This window comes from Caenimonas sedimenti, assembly GCF_007833165.1.
GTDB lineage: Bacteria > Pseudomonadota > Gammaproteobacteria > Burkholderiales > Burkholderiaceae_C > Ramlibacter > Ramlibacter sedimenti.
Genome location: NZ_VOBQ01000009.1, coordinates 113,313 through 130,498, shown reverse-complemented (window position 1 = coordinate 130,498; position 17,186 = coordinate 113,313). Strand labels below are relative to the sequence as shown.

The window sequence follows — 17,186 nt, the reverse complement described above, 5'->3', positions numbered from 1 at the left end:
GGACACGGGGCGTGTTGTCCTCCGTGCTCTCACTTGGTGCCTGGCTCGAACTCCTCACCTCCGGGCTGATCACCGGCGGCATCTATGCGTTGGTGGCGCTCGGCCTCAACCTGCAATACGGCCTGATGCGCATCCTGAACATCGCCCACGGCGAGTTCCTGATGGTGGGTGCCTACCTGACGTGGATGATGCAGACGTCGTTCGGCTTCCCGCCGCTGCTGATGGTGCCCGTGTCGTTCGCCATCCTGATGGTGCTGGGCCTGGCCATCCACTGGCTTTGCTTCCGCCGCCTCACCGCGACCTCACCGAATCTCGACATCTTCGAGGCACGCGGGCTCATGGTCGCCTTCGGCCTGATGTTCCTGGTGCAGAACTTCGTCAGCTGGGGTTGGGGCGGCGACTTGCGCGGCTACGACTTCATGACCGAGCCGGTGAAGTTCGGCGGTGCGCAGTTCGCCGGCAACAAGCTGCTGGTGTTCTTCCTGGCGCTGGTGTTCGCCATCGCCATGATCGTGCTGCTGCGCATGACCTTGCTGGGCAAGGGCGTGCGGGCATTGATGCAGTCCCCGGTGGGCGCTCAGCTGGTGGGCATCAACACGCGGGTGTTGCATCCGCTGATGTTCGGCATCGGGCTGGGGCTGTCGGGCGTGGCGGGCGCGTTGCTGTCGATGGCGTACACGATCTCGCCGTCGATGGGCGAGCCCTACACGGTGACGGCGCTGATCGTCATCACGCTGGGTGGCTTCGGCAGCATGGGTGGAGCGCTGGCGGGCGGGCTGCTGCTCGGCGTCGTGGAAGCGATCGGCATGCACTACACCAACCCGTCATTGAAAGCCCTCTTGTCGTACTGCGTGTTCATCGGGGTGCTGTTGCTGCGGCCTGAAGGGCTGTTCACGCGAAAGAGCCGCAAAGCATGACGAGCAGACAACTCCTCGTGCGCGACCTGCTGGTGCTGTTCGGCGTGGCGGGCTGGTCCCTGGCCTTGCCCTACTGGGGCAGCGAATTCGTCGTGTCGATGGCGCTGACCTGCCTGATGTACGTGGCGCTGTCTTCGAGCTGGGCGCTGTTTTGCGGCTTCACGCGCTACCTCTCGCTGGCGACTTCGGCCTTCTTCGGCATCGGCGCCTATACCTGCGCGCTGTCGCTGGAGAAGCTCTCGTGGGTGCAGTCGGTGGCGCTGGGCGCAGGCATCGCGATGGTGATCGCGCTGATCATGGGGGCCGCGGTGCTGCACTTGCGCGGCACCTATTTCGCGGTGCTGACCTTCGGCATGACCGAGCTGATCCGCCATGCCATCACCTATTTCGAGAAGAGCGTGACGGGGACGGTCGGCCGCGTGCTGACGGTGGTGCCGGAGCGCGACACGATCTACCTCACCGTGCTGTCGCTGGCGCTGCTCGCCGTGGGCACCTCCATCGTCGTGCGGCGCACGCGCTTCGGCCTGGCGCTGGCCGGCATCGGCGCCGACGAGCAACGCGCCCAGACGCTGGGCGTGAACACGCGCTGGGTCAAGCTGGCCGGCTTCGCGATGACGGCCGGTTTCGCCGGCGCCATGGGCGCGGCCATGTCGGTGCGCTGGACCTACATCGACCCGCACACGGTGTTCAATCCGTTCATCGGCTTCCAGACCGTGCTGATCGCGCTGATCGGGGGCGCGCTCACGCTGTGGGGTCCGCTGATCGCCGCCATCGTCTTCAGCCTGCTGGCCGAGACGCTGCGGCTGAAGGCGCCGCAGGTGTACATGATGGCGCTGGGGCTGCTGCTGATCCTGTCGGTGCTGTACCTGCCCGGCGGCCTGGCGTCGCTGCGCTGGGAGACGTTCCGCGGCTGGCGCGATGCGACGCGAGCCTGGTGGAAGGAGCGCCGCTACGAATGGAGCGGCGACAAGCAGCGCGACAAGGCACGCGCACGGAAGAACCGCTATGCATGAGGGCACGCCGCTGCTGCTGGCCGAATCGGTGACCGTGCGCTTCGGCGGCCTGGTTGCGGTGGATGCCGTCAGTGCGCGCTTCGACGCCGGGGAGCTGGTCGGGATCATCGGCCCCAACGGCGCCGGCAAGACAACCTTCTTCAACGCCATCACCGGTGTGCAGGTACCGACCTCCGGGCGTCTCCTGGTGAGCGGCGACGACCTGACCGGCAAGGGGCCGCACCGCTTCGCCGCGCACGGCTTGGCGCGCACCTTCCAGACGCCGCGCGTTTTCGCCGACCTGCCGGTGCGCGACAACATCGAATTCGGCCTGAAGTTCGCCGGGCGCCGGCCGCGCAAGTACTGGTTGTGGGGCGAGGAGGCCACCGTGCCGTGGACGCTGCGCGATGCGACGCGGATCCTGCAGCTGATCGGCCTGTCGGACCAGGCGGCGCTGCCGGCCGGCGCGGTGACGCCGTCGCAGCAGCGGCTGCTGGAGATCGGCATGGCGCTGGCGACCCGCCCGAAGATGCTGCTGCTCGACGAAGTCGCGGCGGGCCTGACCGAATCCGAGATCGAGGAGATGGCGCGCCTGATCCGCCGCCTGCGCGACGAGCTCGACCTGACCGTGGTCTGGATCGAGCACGCGGTCACTGTGCTGCTGCGCCACGTGGAGCGGGTGCTGGTGCTGCACCAGGGCCGCAAGATCGCCGATGCCACGCCGCGCGAAGTGGTACGCAACCCGGAGGTGGTCGAGGCCTACCTGGGCGACGAGATGGTGGAGGGCGTGTCGTGATGCACTACCGCGATCGACCGTTCGCGTTGGCAGGTGGCATCGCGCCGGCACACCTGAAGGTGCGCGGCCTGCGCGCGGGCTACGGTCCCTTCCTGGTGCTGCGTGACGTGACCTTCGAGGTGAAGCCGGGCCTCACCGTGATCCTCGGCCCCAACGGCGCGGGCAAGACGACCTTGCTGCGCGCATTGAACGGCCTGATCCCGCGCGGTGGCGAAGTGCTGCTCGACGGCGAGGAGTTGGCCGAGAAGACCCACGAGATCGTCCGCAACGGCGTGACGCTGGTGCCCGAAGGCCGCCAGCTGTTCCCGCAGATGACCGTCATGGAGAACCTGGAGCTGGGCGGCTGGCTTGTGCCCAAGGCGGAGCGCGCCTCACGCATCGAGCGCGTGTTCGCCGACTTCCCCAAGCTGCGCGAACGCATCACGCAATTGGCCGGCACCATGAGCGGCGGCGAGCAGCAGATGGTGGCGGTGGCGCGCGCCATGGTTTGCGCGCCGCGCCTGCTGATGCTCGATGAACCGTCGCTGGGCCTCGCACCGCGCATGGTCGACGAGCTGCTCGCGATTGCCCGCCGCATCGCCGACGCCGGCACCACCGTGCTGATGGTGGAGCAGAACGTGAAGAAGGCGCTGGCCGTGGCCGACCGCGGCTACGTGCTGGAACGCGGCGCGCTGGTGGCCAGTGGTCCCGCGAAGCTGCTGGCGCGCTCCACCGTCATCCGCGAAGCCTACCTGGGTGCCGCGAGCAGTGAAACGACGACTGCGGCCGATGCGGCCCGGCGCGAAAAGGCTGCCGCGTGAACAGACACCGAACAGCACCGTCATTCCCGCCTTCGCGGGAATGACGACAACCAAGGAGTACCCCATGTCCGATCTTTCCATGTTGATCAACGGCCTGAAAGTCACGGCCGAGAACAACGCCACCTTCGAGCGGCGCAACCCGCTGGATGGCACCGTGGCCACGCGCGCGCCCGCGGCGTCCGCCGCCGATGCGGTGATGGCGGTCGAGGCCGCGGCCGAAGCCTTCCGCACCTGGAGCGAGACCGGCCCCGGCGAGCGCCGTGCCTTGCTGCTGAAGGCCGCGGAAAAGCTGGAGGCGAAGCTGCCGCAGTTCGTGGAAGCGGTGTCGGCCGAGACCGGAGCCACCGGCATGTGGGCCGGCTTCAACGTGATGCTGGCGGCGGGCATGATCCGCGAAGCGGCGTCGCTGACGACGCAGATCGCGGGCGAGGTGATCCCGTCCGACGTGCCCGGTTCGCTGGCGATGGGCGTGCGGCAGCCGGCCGGTGTGGTGCTCGGCATCGCGCCCTGGAACGCGCCGATCATCCTGGGCGTGCGCGCGATCGCCACGCCACTGGCCTGCGGCAACACCGTCATCCTGAAGGGCAGCGAGAACTGCCCGCGCACGCACCAGCTGATCGTCGAGGCGTTCCAGGAGGCAGGGCTGCCGGCCGGGGTCGTCAACTACATCACCAATGCCCCGGCCGACGCGGGCGCGGTGGTGGAGGCGATGGTGGCGCACCCGGCGGTGCGGCGCGTCAACTTCACCGGCTCCACGCGCGTCGGCCGCCTGATCGCGATGACCTGCGCGAAGTACCTGAAGCCCGCCGTGCTGGAGCTCGGGGGCAAGGCGCCGCTGGTCATCCTGGACGACGCCGACCTCGACGATGCGGTGAATGCGGCGGCCTTCGGCTGCTTCGCCAACAGCGGGCAGATCTGCATGAGCACCGAGCGCATCATCGTGGACCAGAAGGTGGCCGACGAGTTCGTGCGGAAGTTCGCCACCAAGGCGAAGTCCCTGCCGCTGGGCGATCCGCGCAAGCCGGAGCCGGTGGTGCTGGGCAGCGTGATCGGCATGTCGACGGTGGAGCATTGCAATGCACTCATCGATGACGCGCTGGCGAAAGGTGCCAAGCTGGCCTGCGGCGGCAAGGCGGACTCGACGCTGATGCCGGCAACGCTGCTCGATCACGTGACGCCGGCCATGCGCATCTATCACGAAGAGACCTTCGGGCCGGTGAAGGCAATCGTCCGCGTGCGCAACACCGAGGAGGCGATCGCCTGCGCCAACGACAACGAGTACGGCTTGTCGGCTGCGGTCTTCGGGCATGACATCGCGCGCGCGTTCAATGTGGCGCGCAAGATCGACTCGGGCATTTGCCACGTCAATGCGCCGACGGTGCACGACGAAGCGCAGATGCCCTTTGGCGGCGTGAAGGGCAGCGGCATCGGCCGCTTCGGCGGGCGCGCCGGGATCTACGAATTCACCGAGCTGCGCTGGATCACGATCCAGACCACGCCGCGGCACTATCCGTTTTGATCACTCTGAAATCTGCTGCGCAGATTTCAGAGTGGCTTGATCAGCAGGAAAAGCTTCGGGCGGCCGGGCGCTTTTCCTGCGAAATGAACAGCCACGAGTTCTTCCTCGCCAGGGCGCATGATGGACCTCCGGGCGGTGTCAAGAAGTCCGTGCCTCCAAGTCGGCGAGGTAGAACATCGCGTGCTCGCGCGAGTCACCGCACATCTCCGCCGACGGCCGAAGCCCCGCGCAGAATGTCGGCCGTTCCGGCCGCCCGAAGATCCGGCATCGGTTCGCTTCGTCGAGCTGGACGCACCGCACCCCCGCCGGCTTCCCCTGCGGCATGCCGGGAATCGGTGAATTGATGGAGGGCGCCGTGCAACAGGCGCCACACCCGGTGCGACAATCCATTGCTATGGTTTCAGAAGCAAACTACTCAGCCTGCAAGCGGCTCGCCGCCCAGAGGACCTGATCGATCACGTCCTGGACCCGGGCCCGGTTGCCCTCCTCGGCCAGTTTCCCCTGCTCGTCGAAGGCGGTGTGCGCGCGGCCCAGTCCGAACACCTTGGGCGACACCCAGCAGTGCAGGTTGAACAGCAAGGGAACGAGATGGCTCTGCGAGCGCAGTCCGCCCAGCGCACCGGGCGAAGCGCTCAGCACACCCACCACCTTGCCCCGGCTGAACCGGAAGTCGTCCTTCCACACCGGGTCGGACTTCACCGGACTCGACAACCAGTCCAGCGTGTTCTTCAACAGGGCCGGATAGCTCGCGTTGTATTCGGGCGTGCAGATGATCCAGGCCGGGTGCTCGTAGAACAGCTGCTTGAGCTTCATCACATCGGCCGGCGTGCCCTGGGCTTCCAGGTCGGCGTTGTACATGGGGACGTCGTAGTCCCCCAGTTCGAGATGGGTGACGTCGGCACCGGACGCCGTGGCGAGCGCGGCGACTTCGCGCGCTAGCTTGCGGTTGTGCGACTGGGCGCGGGTGCTGCCGGCAAAGACGAGGAGCTTCATCGCCCGATTGCATCACATCGCGCAAGGACTCACCCCGCCCGGTAAAATCGTGGCCTTTCGGCCACAAGGCCGCCCCGCGCCCGGATCGGCGCTTTCCCAGTCTCCCCATGCTTTATCCCGAAGAGTTCGATGTCATCGTGGTCGGTGGCGGCCACGCCGGCACCGAGGCCGCGCTGGCTGCCGCCCGCATGGGTGTGCGCACACTGCTGCTGACGCACAACATCGAGACCCTGGGGCAGATGAGCTGCAACCCGTCCATCGGCGGGATCGGCAAGGGCCACCTGGTGAAAGAGGTGGATGCGTTGGGCGGCGCGATGGCGATCGCCACGGACGAAGGCGGCATCCAGTTCCGCATCCTCAACTCCAGCAAGGGCCCGGCCGTGCGGGCGACCCGTGCCCAGGCCGACCGGATTCTCTACAAGGCGGCGATCCGCCGGCGCCTGGAGAACCAGCCCCATCTCACCTTGTTCCAACAGGCCGTCGACGACCTGATGCTGGAGGGCGACCGCGTGGTCGGTGCCGTCACGCAGGTCGGCATTCGCTTCCGGGGCAGGGCGGTGGTGTTGACCGCTGGGACTTTCCTGGATGGCCGCATCCATGTCGGACTCAACAATTACGCTGCCGGACGTGCGGGTGACCCCCCGGCCGTCTCCCTGTCAGCGCGGCTGAAGGAGCTGAAACTCCCGCAGGGCCGGCTCAAGACCGGGACGCCGCCGCGCATCGACGGGCGGACCATCGATTTCGCGCAGTGCGAGGAGCAGCCGGGAGATCTGGACCCGGTTCCGGTGTTCAGCTTCATGGGTCATGCCAGCATGCACCCGCGCCAGGTGCCGTGCTGGATCACGCACACCAACGAGCGCACGCACGAGATCATCCGCTCGGGGTTCGACCGCAGCCCGATGTTCACCGGCAAGATCGAAGGTGTGGGTCCGCGCTACTGCCCGAGCGTCGAGGACAAGATCAACCGGTTCGCCGACAAGGACAGCCATCAGGTGTTCCTGGAGCCGGAAGGGCTGACGACCAACGAGTTCTATCCCAACGGCATTTCGACGAGTCTGCCGTTCGACGTGCAGCTCGGCTTGGTGCGGACGCTGCCAGGCTTGGCCAAGGCGCACATCCTGCGGCCGGGCTACGCCATCGAATACGACTACTTTGACCCGCGGGCGCTGAAGAGCAGCTTCGAAACCCGGCAGATCGCCGGCCTGTTCTTCGCCGGGCAGATCAACGGGACGACGGGCTACGAAGAGGCGGCGGCCCAGGGCTTGTTCGCCGGGATCAATGCCGCTCTGCTCTGCAAGGAAGAGGAAGCCTGGTTGCCCAGCCGCGACCAAGCCTACCTCGGCGTGCTGGTCGACGACCTGATCAGCAAAGGGGTGACGGAGCCGTACCGCATGTTCACCAGCCGGGCCGAGTTCCGGTTGCAGCTGCGCGAAGACAATGCCGACCTGCGCTTGACCGAGGATGGCCGGCGTTTGGGGCTGGTCGACGACGCCCGCTGGGAGAGTTTCAGCCGAAAGCGCGACGCCGTTTCACGTGAAACCGAACGGCTGAAGGCGACTTGGGTGAACCCGCGCAACTTGGCAGACGCCGAGGCCCAGCGCGTCTTGGGCAAAGGCATCGACCACGAGTACAACTTGGGCGATCTGTTGCGCCGGCCGGATGTGCGGTACGAAGGCTTGATGAGCCTGGAAGCTGGCCGCTTCGCAAGCCCTGCTGTTTCACGTGAAACGCTGGGCGATCTGCTGGAGCCGGTGGTCGAGCAGATCGAGATCGCGGCCAAATATTCCGGCTACATCGAACGGCAGAAGGGTGAGGTGGAGCGGGCGGCCCATTACGAAAACCTGAAGCTGCCGGCCGAGCTGGACTACATGCAGGTGGCCGCCCTGAGCATCGAAGTCCGGCAGAAGCTGAGCAAGCATCGCCCCGAAACGCTGGGCTTGGCTTCGCGCATCTCGGGCGTGACCCCGGCGGCAATCTCCCTCTTGCTGGTCCACCTGAAGCGCAACAGGTTCCAGGGCTTCGCAGACGCGGCGAACCAGCCGAAACAGGTCGCGTGAGCTGGTGATCCCGGAGTCCAGTCCGCAGGTGCGCCATGCCGGCGGCCGATCATTGACCGAGGGACGAGGCTCGCCCTTTGCAGCCCAGGTGGATTTCAGGTGACTGCTGACGCATTGGAGCCTCAGCTGCGCGCGGGATTGGGCGCCCTCGGGCTTGACCTGGACGATGGCCAGGTGGCCCAGCTGCTGGCCTACCAGGCCCTCATCCACAAATGGAACAAGATCTACAACCTGACGGCGGTGCGCGAGCCGGAGGCCATGCTGCGTCAGCACCTGCTGGACAGTCTGGCCGCGGTCCCACCCTTGCGGCGATTCGCGGCCGGCCGGCCGTTGCGCGTGCTGGACGTCGGATCCGGCGCCGGACTGCCGGGTGCGGTCTTTGCCATCTGCAACCCGGAGCTGCAGGTCGCATGCGTTGACGCCGTCCACAAGAAGGCGGCCTTCCTGCGCCAGAGCGCGAGCGAACTCAAGCTGAAGAATTTGCAAGGCCTGCATGCGCGAGTCGAAACTCTGGCGGGCCCCTACGACCTGGTCTGTTCGCGGGCCTTCGCTTCCCTGGCGGACTTCGTCACCTGGTCGGCGGGCGCTCTGGCGGAGCAGGGCACCTGGATGGCCATGAAAGGCAAGCTGCCCAAGCAGGAACTGGCGGACCTGCCCACGGACATCGAGGTGTTTCACGTGGAACGTCTGCAGGTCCCGCTGCTGGATGCCGACCGCTGCATCGTCTGGATGCGCAGGGCCGCCGGCGCCTGACGGTACACTCGCCCTTCACCCGGAGGGCTTTCCCATGCTTGGCGTTGCAGACTACGGCGCGTTCGTCGCCGCGATCCTGATTTTTCTGTTGATTCCGGGTCCGGGCAATCTCGCGCTGATCACCTCCACCGGCAAAGGCGGAATCCGGGGCGGCTTGGCCGCAACCATGGGCGTGATCGCTGGCGACCAGGTGCTCATGTGGGCCGCCGTGGCCGGCGTCGCGACGCTGCTCGCCACCTACCCCGCAGCCTTCCGGGTGGTGCAATGGGTGGGTGCCGCCTACCTGGCATGGCTCGGCTTCCGCATGCTGATCGCCAAGCCCGGCGACGCGCCGGTGCTGCACATCGAGCCGCGCCACTACTTCAAACAGGCCGGACTGATCACGCTCCTGAACCCCAAGGCCATCGTGTTCTACATGGCCTTCTTCCCTCTGTTCGTCGATCCGGCCCAGCACCAGGGCTTCGTCACGTTCGGCGTGATGGCCGCGACCATCGCGGCGCTGACGTTCGCCTACGGGCTGGTGGTGGTGCTGCTCACGCACTTCCTGGCCGAACGCATGCGCGCCAACCCCGTCATCGCGCGCGTGCTCGAGAAGCTCGCCGGCATCTTCCTCATCGGCTTCGGCGTCAAGCTCGCGGTCTCCAAGTAGGGCGCCGCGTGGCCAAGATCTTTTGCGTCGCCAACCAGAAGGGCGGGGTCGGCAAGACCACGACCACCGTCAACTTGTCGGCCGGCTTGGCCAAGGTCGGCCAGCGTGTGCTGATGGTGGACCTCGACCCGCAGGGCAACGCCACCATGGGCTCGGGGGTCGACAAGCGCGCGCTCAAGCTGACGGTGTACGACGTCCTGCTCGAGTCGGCGTCGGTCGCGGAGGCGCGTGTCCGCAGCGACCGGCTGATCGAGGCCGGCTGCGCATATGACGTCCTCGGCGCGAACCGCGAACTCGCCGGCGCCGAGGTCGAATTGGTCGACATCGAGCGCCGGGAGAAAAGACTCAAGCTGGCGCTTGCCGAAGTCGCGAAAGACTACGACTTCGTCCTCATCGACTGCCCGCCTTCGCTTTCGCTGCTGACGCTGAACGGCCTGTGCGCGGCCCACGGCGTCATCGTCCCGATGCAGTGCGAATACTTCGCCCTCGAGGGCCTGTCGGACCTGGTCAACACCATCAAGCAGGTGCACGCGAACCTGAACAAGGACCTGGAGATCATCGGCCTGCTGCGCGTGATGTTCGATCCGCGCATCACCTTGCAGCAGCAGGTGAGCGACCAGCTCAAGTCGCACTTCGCCGAAAAGGTCTTCGACACCGTGATCCCGCGCAATGTCCGGCTCGCGGAAGCACCCAGCTACGGCCTGCCCGGCGTCGCTTTCGACCCGGCCGCGCGCGGCAGCCAGGCCTTCGTGGACTTCGCGCAAGAGATGGTTCAGCGCCTGGCCAAGATGAAGTGAGCCCGCCAGGCCGCCTGGACACTGCATGTCAAGCTATCGAAATCAGAGCAGATGAAGCCCGCCAACGTCCTCATCCTGCCCGGCTGGGAAAACAGCGGCGCGGGCCATTGGCAGACCCTCTGGGAAAGCCGCTACGGCTACGTGCGGGTCGAGCAACACGACTGGATGAAGCCGTTGCGCGGCGACTGGTCCGCGCGGCTCGAGGAAGTGCTGCTGACCCGCGATGAACCAGCCGTGCTGGTCGCCCACAGCCTCGGCTGCATCCTGGCAGCCGCCTGGGCCGCGCACTCGCAGAACACGCATCGCGTCCGCGCCGCCTTGCTGGTGGCGCCGGGCGACGTCGAGCGGCCGGACATCCGCGCGCAGATTCCCACCTGGTCACCGATCGAATTGCGCACCTTGCCATTCCCGAGCGTCCTGCTGGCGAGCCGCAACGATCCGTACTGCGAGTTCGACCGGGCGCGCCTGTTCGCCTATGCCTGGGGCTCGCAGTTCATGGACTACGGCGATTGCGGCCACATCAATGCCGACTCGGGCCTGGCCAGCTGGCCCGAAGGACACGTCCTCCTGCAGGACCTCATGAAAGACTAGCCAAGAATATGGTGACGAAGAAACCCAAGGGCCTCGGCCGGGGCCTCGAAGCGCTGCTGGGACCCAAGGTCGACGAGAGCGCCGGCGCGGACCAGCAATCACTGGCCAGCCCCGGCCTGCCGGCCTCGCTGTTGCTCGACGACATGGTGCCGGGCCAATACCAGCCGCGCACCCGCATGGACGAGGGCGCGCTCTACGAGCTGGCCGAGAGCATCAAGGCCCAGGGGATCATGCAGCCGATCCTGGTGCGCCGCCTGGCCGAGGGCGCCAATGCCGGCAAGTATGAAGTGATCGCCGGCGAGCGCCGCTTGCGCGCGGCACGCCTGGCGGGACTCGACAGCGTCCCGGTGCTGGTGCGCGACGTGCCGGACGAATCGGCGGCTGCCATGGCCCTGATCGAGAACATCCAGCGCGAGGACCTGAATCCGCTGGAAGAAGCGCAGGGTCTGCAGCGCCTGATCAAGGACTTCGGGCTGACGCACGAACAGGCCGCGCAAGCCGTGGGCCGATCCCGCAGTGCCGCGTCGAACCTGATGCGCCTGCTGAACCTGGCCGACCCGGTGCAGACCATGCTGATGGCCGGCGACATCGACATGGGCCACGCGCGCGCGCTGCTGGCCCTCGAACGCGCGTCGCAGATCACGGCGGCGCAACAGATCGCGCAGAAGAAGCTCTCGGTGCGCGAAGCGGAGTCGCTGGTGAAGAAGCTCGGCGCCGAGTTCAGCCTGGTCTCGCCCAAGCCCAAGAAGGAAAAGTCGCGCGACCTGCGCCGGGTGGAAGAAGAGCTGTCGGACCTGCTCACCGCGCAAGTCGACGTGCGCGTGAAGAAGCGCGTGAAGCGCCATGGCCGCATGGAAGAACTCGGCGAGGTGGCGATCCAGTTCGGCTCGCTGGAGGAGCTGAACGGGCTGATCGACCGGCTGCGCTCCGGCTCATGAAAAAGCGCCCCGATGGGGCGCTTCTTCGTTGCGGGTGACTGCCCTTACTGGTACGTGTACCGGATGGTGTAAGGCAGGGTCACGGCCACCGGCGTCGTCATGGTGAGCGTGGCGGCGATGTTGCCGACGTTGCCCGAGTAGCTGCAGCTGTTGATCGTCAACGTGCCGCCTTGCGCCGCGAGCGACTTGAAGGTGGTGTCCGCCGCGAGGTCGGAGCAGAACTGCGCTTCCGTCGACGGCTGGGGCACGTTGTTCACCGTGACGGTTTGCTGGACACCGGACACGGTCACCAGGATGACCAGCGTCTTGTTGCCCGACGGGACGGGTGCCGGTGCCGGTGCAGGCGTGGGAGCCGGCGTCGGGGCCGGGGCCGGCGCGGGGGAGGGCGCGGGCGTCGGTGCCGGCGAAGGCGCCGGGGTCGGCGACGGTGCCGGAGAAGGGGCGGGGGTCGGTGCCGGTGTGGGCGCGGGGGTCGGTGCGGGCGTGGGCGCCGGCACCGTCAGGTTGAAATTGGCCGCGGCGCCGGCGTTGGCCTGCGCGAAGGCGGTGTTGAACAGGGTCTGCAGCGAAGCGGCGTTCGCCGCGTTCAGCGTCATGAAGGTGTTGAGCGATCCACCGTTGGCGACCAGTTGCGAAACGGCGCGCAACACGCGCCCGTATTGCTGAGTCGTCGCCGGGGTCGTGACGGGTAGCGTCGTGGTGATGCTCACCCCACCCAGCTGGAACATGTTGTTCAGCGCGCTGGCGGAGCTGCCGAAGTTGAGGCTGGTCACGCCACCGCTGGCGGTCTTCGACATGTTGTAGGCGACCGTGGTCAACGGGGTGACGATGCCGGTGGTGGTACCACCGTTGGCGGCGACCACGACCTGCATCGGGTCCGAGAGGGTCTTCGTCATGCCCGTGGCTTCGTCGACATACGTGCCGTCCTTGGCTTCGATGACGATGTCGCCGGCGTAGTCCACCTGCAGGGTGTAGGCGCCGGTGGCGCCGGTGGTCACGCATTTCAGCTGGTCACCCTTGCCGGCGGCGACGGCCTTGTAGGCGCACACGTTGGCGTTGGTCACAGGACCCTTCACCACAGAGCCGGAGACGTCGGTCGTCACGGGGTCGTCGCTCCCGCCGCAGGCGACGAGCAGGCCGGCGGCGGCCAGGCACGTGCACAGGAGGGAAAGGGACGGGCGTTTGGCAAGGATCATGGGGAACAACTCCAGATGGGGGACTGACGGAAGCGGTGAGGGTACCCGGATGGGTTACAACCGGATACCCCTCGATCGAGGGGGCTCGCTTCTTGTCACAGTGTGTCGCGCGCATGCCACGTACCCCGACGGGTACCGGCGATGCTGCGGGCCTGCCAGGGGACGGCGCCCGGGCTACAGGGCGAAGATCTTTCCCGGGTTCATGATGTTGCGCGGATCCAGCGCCCGCTTGATCGTGCGCATCATGTCGACCGCGCCGGCGCCGGCCTCGTCGACCAGGAAACCCATCTTGTGCAGGCCCACGCCGTGTTCGCCGGTGCAGGTGCCTTCCAGCTCGAGCGCGCGCGCCACCAGCTTGTGGTTCAGCGCCTCGGCGATCTCGCGCTCCTTCGGCTGTGCCGGATCCAGCAGGTAACCGAAGTGGAAGTTGCCGTCGCCCACGTGGCCCACCAGGAAGTAGGGGATGCCGCTGGCGTCCGCCTCGCTCACCGAATCCAGCAGGCAGTCGGCCAGGCGGGAGATCGGCACGCAGGTGTCGGTGGAGATCACCTTGCAGCCGGGGCGCGACTGCACGGCCGCGAAATAGGAATTGTGGCGCGCGGTCCAGAGCCGCGTGCGTTCCTCCGGCGTCTTGGCCCATTCGAAGGCATTCCCGCCATGCTCCGCCGCGATCTCCTGGACCGTCTCGGCCTGCTCCTGCACGCCGGTCGGGGAGCCGTGGAACTCCATCAGCAGCATGGGCTCCTCGCGCAGGCCCAGCTTGCTGTGCGCGTTGACCATGCGCACCGTGTTGTGGTCGATCAGTTCCACGCGCGCGATCGGCACGCCGAGCTGGATGACCTGGATGGTGGTGCGCACCGCGGCCTCGATGCTCGGGAACGAGCAGATCGCTGCCGAGATCGCTTCGGGAATCGGGTAGATGCGCAAGGTGACCTCGGTGATCACGCCCAGCGTGCCTTCACTGCCGACGAACAGGCGTGTCAGGTCGTAGCCGGCTGAGGACTTCTTGGCGCGCGTGCCGGTCCGGATGGTTTCCCCGCTGGCCGTGACGACCTCGAGCGCCAGAACGTTTTCGCGCATGGTGCCGTAGCGGACTGCGTTGGTACCGGAAGCGCGGGTTGCGGCCATGCCGCCGATGGAGGCGTCCGCGCCGGGATCGATCGGGAAGAACAGGCCGGTGCTCTTGATCTCGTCGTTCAGCTGCTTGCGCGTGACGCCCGGCTGCACCGTCACCGTGAGGTCTTCGGCATTGATGGCCAGCACCTTGTTCATGCGCGCCACGTCGATGCTGATGCCGCCCTGCACGGCCAGCAGGTGGCCTTCCAGTGAAGAGCCGACACCGAACGGGATGACGGGCACGTCGTGCTGCGCGGCCAGCCGGACGGCATCGGCGACGTCCTGCGTGGACTCGGCAAAGACCACGGCCGCGGGCGGGGGCACCTGGAACGAGGACTCGTCGCGGCCGTGCTGCTCGCGCACCGCCATGGCGGTGGAGCATTGCGCGCCGAAGCGGGCCTTCAGCGCGTCGAGCAGGACGGCGGGAACCTCGCGCTGGTGGACTTCGGGAACCAGGTGCGAGAGGGCGGCAGGTGCATTCATGGGGCTTGTCTCCGGGGCGCAGCGCCCAGTGTAGACCGCCCCAGCCCGGCCGTCAGCCCGCATCGCCCGAGCGATCACGCTCTCTCCACCAAAGTCTTACAGCGCCCCGGCCTCGTACTCCTGGGGCGTGAGGACGCCATCCTTGTTCGCATCCAGATCCTCGAAGCTGCGCGGCAGGATCGCCAGTTGCTGCGCCTCGGCGCGGCTCAGCTCGCCGTCGCTGTTGCTGTCGGCCTGCTGGAACGAGGTGCGGACGGCGGCCAATGTCCAGCGGCCGGCCGGCACTGGCGACGCGGCCGCGGGCGCGACCGCTGTGCGTGCCGGCGCTGGCACCTGCTGTGCCACGGCCCCCGTGGACACGGCCGCAGCGAACGCAAGCGCCAGCAGCGTCCGCTCAGCGGATGCCATCCTCATACTCCGCGCGCGTGATGACGCCGTCGAAATTGCGGTCCAGTTCTTCGAAGCTCACGCCGCGCGGCAGGATGCGCAGGGCTTCCGCCCGCGACAGCTCGCCGTCGCGGTTGCTGTCGCCGTTGATGAACGAGCGAGCCACTTCGACCGGGTTGGCCCCCGAATTTCCCATCGTGACCGTCTGGCTCGGCCCGCGTGCCACGTTGGCGGCGACCCCCGCGCCGGGAATGGTCGTGTTGCCGGTGACCGTGGCCGAGCTGTCGGTGATCACGGAATTGAACATGGAGGACGTGGTCGTGGTCGTGCCGCCGGCGTCCGTCGTCGTCGTCGTGGCGGTACCGTCGCCATTGACGACCGTGGTCGAGGTGGCGCCGGGACCCGTGATGGCGTTCGCCGCGACGCCGGGATTGCTGGAGACGCGGCCGCCGCTGCCCGCCGTCAGGCCCGCGGGCGCCTGCGAGTTCAGCCCGGCGGGGTTGGTCGGGGAGGGCGTGACGGCAGCGCTGGTGCCCGCGGTCAACCCGCTGGGCTTCGGCGCGGCGAAAGAGGCGATCGCCGCCGCCGATGGTGCGGCGACGGGAGCCTTGGGTGCGACGTGCTGGGCCTGGGCGGCGGTGGCACACACGCTGAGCACGGCGGCGCAAAGCGCGGCCGTGCGGAAGTTGCGATGAGCTTGCATGGACGGACTCCTGGTGTCATGGGGGCACGCGAAGCGCGCCATTCGACCCATGATTGCCAGGAGCAGCTGCGCGGGCTAGCCGCCGGTGCCTCGAACATTTGTAGGAACCGGCGGACCGCGGGTGGCTCAGCGCTTGGGGCTGGAGGCCGGCGGTTTGGGAGGGGTCACGACCTGCGTCGTGGAGTTCTTGGAGGGCGTGCTCTTGACGGTGGGCGCGGGGCCGAAAGTCTGGGCACGGACGGTGGGGGCGTTGATCATCGCCACGAAAGCGAACAGGGCGAGGCTGCAAGCCTCGAAGTTGGGAAGCTGGATGGCTCTGCGTTGGGTTCGCATCGGATGGTTGTCCTTTCGGCAGTGGAGGGAGAGCGCATTGCAGCCGAAAGGCTTTTGTGAAGCGAGCCTTTTTGCCGGGTGTTGCGCGGGAAACATCCGGGTGCGCGGCGTAACCGGGAGGGCCCCCGCGTGCACAATGCTTCCATCCAAGGAGAACCCTCATGGGCAAGCGCCTGACGCAGATCGCCACGCGCACCGGCGACGACGGCACCACCGGCCTCGGCGACAACACGCGCGTGCCCAAGGACAGCCTGCGGGTGCACGCGATGGGCGAGGTGGACGAACTGAACTCGCACATCGGTCTGCTGCTCTGCGAGGAGATGCCGCCGGAAGTCCGCACGCTGCTGGTGACCATCCAGCATGAGCTGTTCAACCTGGGCGGTGAGCTGTCGATCCCCGGCTTCGAATTGCTGAAGTCCGACGCGGTCGCCGCATTGGACGAGGCACTCGCCACGCACAACGCCGAGTTGCCCAAGCTGCAGGAGTTCATCCTGCCGGCCGGCAACCGCGCGGCTTCGCAGGCGCACGTGTGCCGGACGGTGGCGCGGCGCGCCGAACGCGCGCTGGTGGCGCTGGGGCAGGGCGAGACGCTGCGCGAGGCGCCGCGCCAGTACCTGAATCGCCTGTCGGACCTGATGTTCGTGCTGGCCCGCGTGCTGAACCGCACGCACGGCGGTGACGACGTCTACTGGAAGAGCGAGCGGCTGAAGCGCGACGCCGAAGGCAGCTAAGCCGCCAACACGGCCATCGTGATCCGTGACACGCAGGTGGGGCGGCCCTGGTCGTCCTGCATGTCGATCTGCCAGACCTGCGTGCTGCGACCGATGTGCACCGGCCGGGTGGTGCCGCTCACCCAGCCGGCGGTGGCGCCGCGCAGGTGATTGGCGTTGATGTCCAGGCCGACGGCGCGTTGACCTTCGGGGCAGCAGTACGCGGCGCCGCACGACCCCAGCGTTTCCGCCAGCACGACGCTCACGCCGCCGTGCAGCAGGCCATAGGGCTGCTTCGTGTGCCCGTTCACCGGCACCCGCGCGCGGATGAAATCGTCACCGACCTCGATGAATTCGATGCCGAGCCGCTGCACGGCCGTGTCGACGTGGATCCCGGTGAGGATCTCGATGGAGATGGGTTTGGTCCAGATGCGCATGAAGACGATGCTAGCGCAG

The 17,186-nt window shown here is 67.4% G+C and carries 20 protein-coding genes; 12 read left to right on the top strand and 8 right to left on the bottom strand.

Annotated elements, in window-relative coordinates; genetic code table 11:
- Positions 1-11 precede the first annotated feature (11 nt).
- The 5 genes from FN976_RS12170 to FN976_RS12150 all read left to right on the top strand — a co-directional run bounded on the left by FN976_RS12170 (position 12) and on the right by FN976_RS12150 (position 5,024).
- Positions 12-917 carry a branched-chain amino acid ABC transporter permease gene (locus FN976_RS12170; protein ID WP_255440349.1) on the top strand — a complete coding sequence of 302 codons (906 nt, stop codon included), beginning with the start codon at positions 12-14 and terminating at the stop codon, positions 915-917.
- Positions 914-1,930, top strand: coding sequence for a branched-chain amino acid ABC transporter permease (locus FN976_RS12165; RefSeq protein ID WP_145893299.1), 1,017 nt, complete (start codon positions 914-916; stop codon positions 1,928-1,930). The genes FN976_RS12170 and FN976_RS12165 overlap by 4 nt, the downstream gene beginning before the upstream one ends.
- Positions 1,923-2,705 (top strand): ABC transporter ATP-binding protein, encoded by a 783-nt coding sequence (locus FN976_RS12160; RefSeq protein ID WP_145893298.1) that lies wholly within the window; start codon positions 1,923-1,925, stop codon positions 2,703-2,705. Before FN976_RS12165 ends, FN976_RS12160 begins: the two co-directional genes overlap by 8 nt.
- A complete protein-coding gene (locus FN976_RS12155; protein ID WP_186510866.1) occupies positions 2,705-3,505 on the top strand; it encodes an ABC transporter ATP-binding protein in 801 nt (266 codons plus the stop codon). The genes FN976_RS12160 and FN976_RS12155 overlap by 1 nt, the downstream gene beginning before the upstream one ends.
- Before the next feature lie 64 nt (positions 3,506-3,569).
- The gene (locus FN976_RS12150; protein ID WP_145893297.1) at positions 3,570-5,024 is read left to right on the top strand and encodes an aldehyde dehydrogenase; all 1,455 of its coding nucleotides are present in this window, start codon (positions 3,570-3,572) and stop codon (positions 5,022-5,024) included.
- 138 nt (positions 5,025-5,162) lie between these two features.
- On the opposite strand, the gene FN976_RS12145 is transcribed toward FN976_RS12150, so the two are convergent.
- Positions 5,163-5,414 carry a YkgJ family cysteine cluster protein gene (locus FN976_RS12145; protein WP_145893296.1) on the bottom strand — a complete coding sequence of 84 codons (252 nt, stop codon included), beginning with the start codon at positions 5,412-5,414 and terminating at the stop codon, positions 5,163-5,165.
- Positions 5,415-5,435: 21 nt separating this feature from the next.
- Entirely contained in the window at positions 5,436-6,017 is a 582-nt protein-coding gene (locus tag FN976_RS12140) for an NADPH-dependent FMN reductase (protein WP_145893295.1), read from the bottom strand.
- A gap of 107 nt (positions 6,018-6,124) precedes the next feature.
- On the opposite strand from FN976_RS12140, the gene mnmG reads away from it, so the two are divergent.
- The 6 genes from mnmG (at position 6,125) to FN976_RS12110 (ending at position 11,802) form a co-directional block, all read left to right on the top strand.
- A complete protein-coding gene (mnmG, locus tag FN976_RS12135) occupies positions 6,125-8,074 on the top strand; it encodes a tRNA uridine-5-carboxymethylaminomethyl(34) synthesis enzyme MnmG (protein WP_145893294.1) in 1,950 nt (649 codons plus the stop codon).
- A 99-nt stretch (positions 8,075-8,173) separates the two neighbouring features.
- Positions 8,174-8,827 (top strand): 16S rRNA (guanine(527)-N(7))-methyltransferase RsmG, encoded by a 654-nt coding sequence (rsmG, locus tag FN976_RS12130; RefSeq protein ID WP_145893293.1) that lies wholly within the window; start codon positions 8,174-8,176, stop codon positions 8,825-8,827.
- 34 nt (positions 8,828-8,861) lie between these two features.
- Complete coding sequence (locus tag FN976_RS12125; RefSeq protein ID WP_145893292.1) at positions 8,862-9,476, top strand: LysE family transporter; 615 nt, start codon at positions 8,862-8,864, stop codon at positions 9,474-9,476.
- 8 nt (positions 9,477-9,484) lie between these two features.
- Positions 9,485-10,273 carry a ParA family protein gene (locus FN976_RS12120; RefSeq protein ID WP_145893291.1) on the top strand — a complete coding sequence of 263 codons (789 nt, stop codon included), beginning with the start codon at positions 9,485-9,487 and terminating at the stop codon, positions 10,271-10,273.
- Positions 10,274-10,324: 51 nt separating this feature from the next.
- The gene (locus tag FN976_RS12115) at positions 10,325-10,864 is read left to right on the top strand and encodes an RBBP9/YdeN family alpha/beta hydrolase (RefSeq protein ID WP_145893290.1); all 540 of its coding nucleotides are present in this window, start codon (positions 10,325-10,327) and stop codon (positions 10,862-10,864) included.
- A gap of 8 nt (positions 10,865-10,872) precedes the next feature.
- The gene (locus tag FN976_RS12110) at positions 10,873-11,802 is read left to right on the top strand and encodes a ParB/RepB/Spo0J family partition protein (protein ID WP_145893289.1); all 930 of its coding nucleotides are present in this window, start codon (positions 10,873-10,875) and stop codon (positions 11,800-11,802) included.
- Positions 11,803-11,846: 44 nt separating this feature from the next.
- Here the strand turns inward: FN976_RS12110 and FN976_RS12105 are convergent, their stop codons facing one another.
- The 5 genes from FN976_RS12105 to FN976_RS12085 all read right to left on the bottom strand — a co-directional run bounded on the left by FN976_RS12105 (position 11,847) and on the right by FN976_RS12085 (position 16,020).
- Entirely contained in the window at positions 11,847-12,998 is a 1,152-nt protein-coding gene (locus FN976_RS12105) for a hypothetical protein (protein ID WP_145893288.1), read from the bottom strand.
- Positions 12,999-13,172: 174 nt separating this feature from the next.
- Positions 13,173-14,597, bottom strand: a complete 1,425-nt coding sequence (locus tag FN976_RS12100; protein WP_145893287.1) for an FAD-binding oxidoreductase — start codon at positions 14,595-14,597, stop codon at positions 13,173-13,175.
- A gap of 96 nt (positions 14,598-14,693) precedes the next feature.
- Positions 14,694-15,005, bottom strand: coding sequence for a hypothetical protein (locus FN976_RS12095; protein ID WP_186510856.1), 312 nt, complete (start codon positions 15,003-15,005; stop codon positions 14,694-14,696).
- The gene (locus FN976_RS12090) at positions 14,992-15,687 is read right to left on the bottom strand and encodes an EF-hand domain-containing protein (protein WP_145893285.1); all 696 of its coding nucleotides are present in this window, start codon (positions 15,685-15,687) and stop codon (positions 14,992-14,994) included. The genes FN976_RS12095 and FN976_RS12090 overlap by 14 nt, the downstream gene beginning before the upstream one ends.
- Positions 15,688-15,813: 126 nt before the next feature.
- Positions 15,814-16,020 (bottom strand): hypothetical protein, encoded by a 207-nt coding sequence (locus FN976_RS12085; protein ID WP_145893284.1) that lies wholly within the window; start codon positions 16,018-16,020, stop codon positions 15,814-15,816.
- Between the two features lie 161 nt (positions 16,021-16,181).
- Here FN976_RS12085 and FN976_RS12080 point away from each other — a divergent pair, with 161 nt between their 5' ends.
- Complete coding sequence (locus FN976_RS12080) at positions 16,182-16,751, top strand: cob(I)yrinic acid a,c-diamide adenosyltransferase (protein WP_145893283.1); 570 nt, start codon at positions 16,182-16,184, stop codon at positions 16,749-16,751.
- On the opposite strand, the gene FN976_RS12075 is transcribed toward FN976_RS12080, so the two are convergent.
- Positions 16,748-17,167 (bottom strand): hotdog fold thioesterase, encoded by a 420-nt coding sequence (locus FN976_RS12075; protein WP_145893282.1) that lies wholly within the window; start codon positions 17,165-17,167, stop codon positions 16,748-16,750. The genes FN976_RS12080 and FN976_RS12075 overlap by 4 nt on opposite strands.
- Positions 17,168-17,186 lie beyond the last annotated feature (19 nt).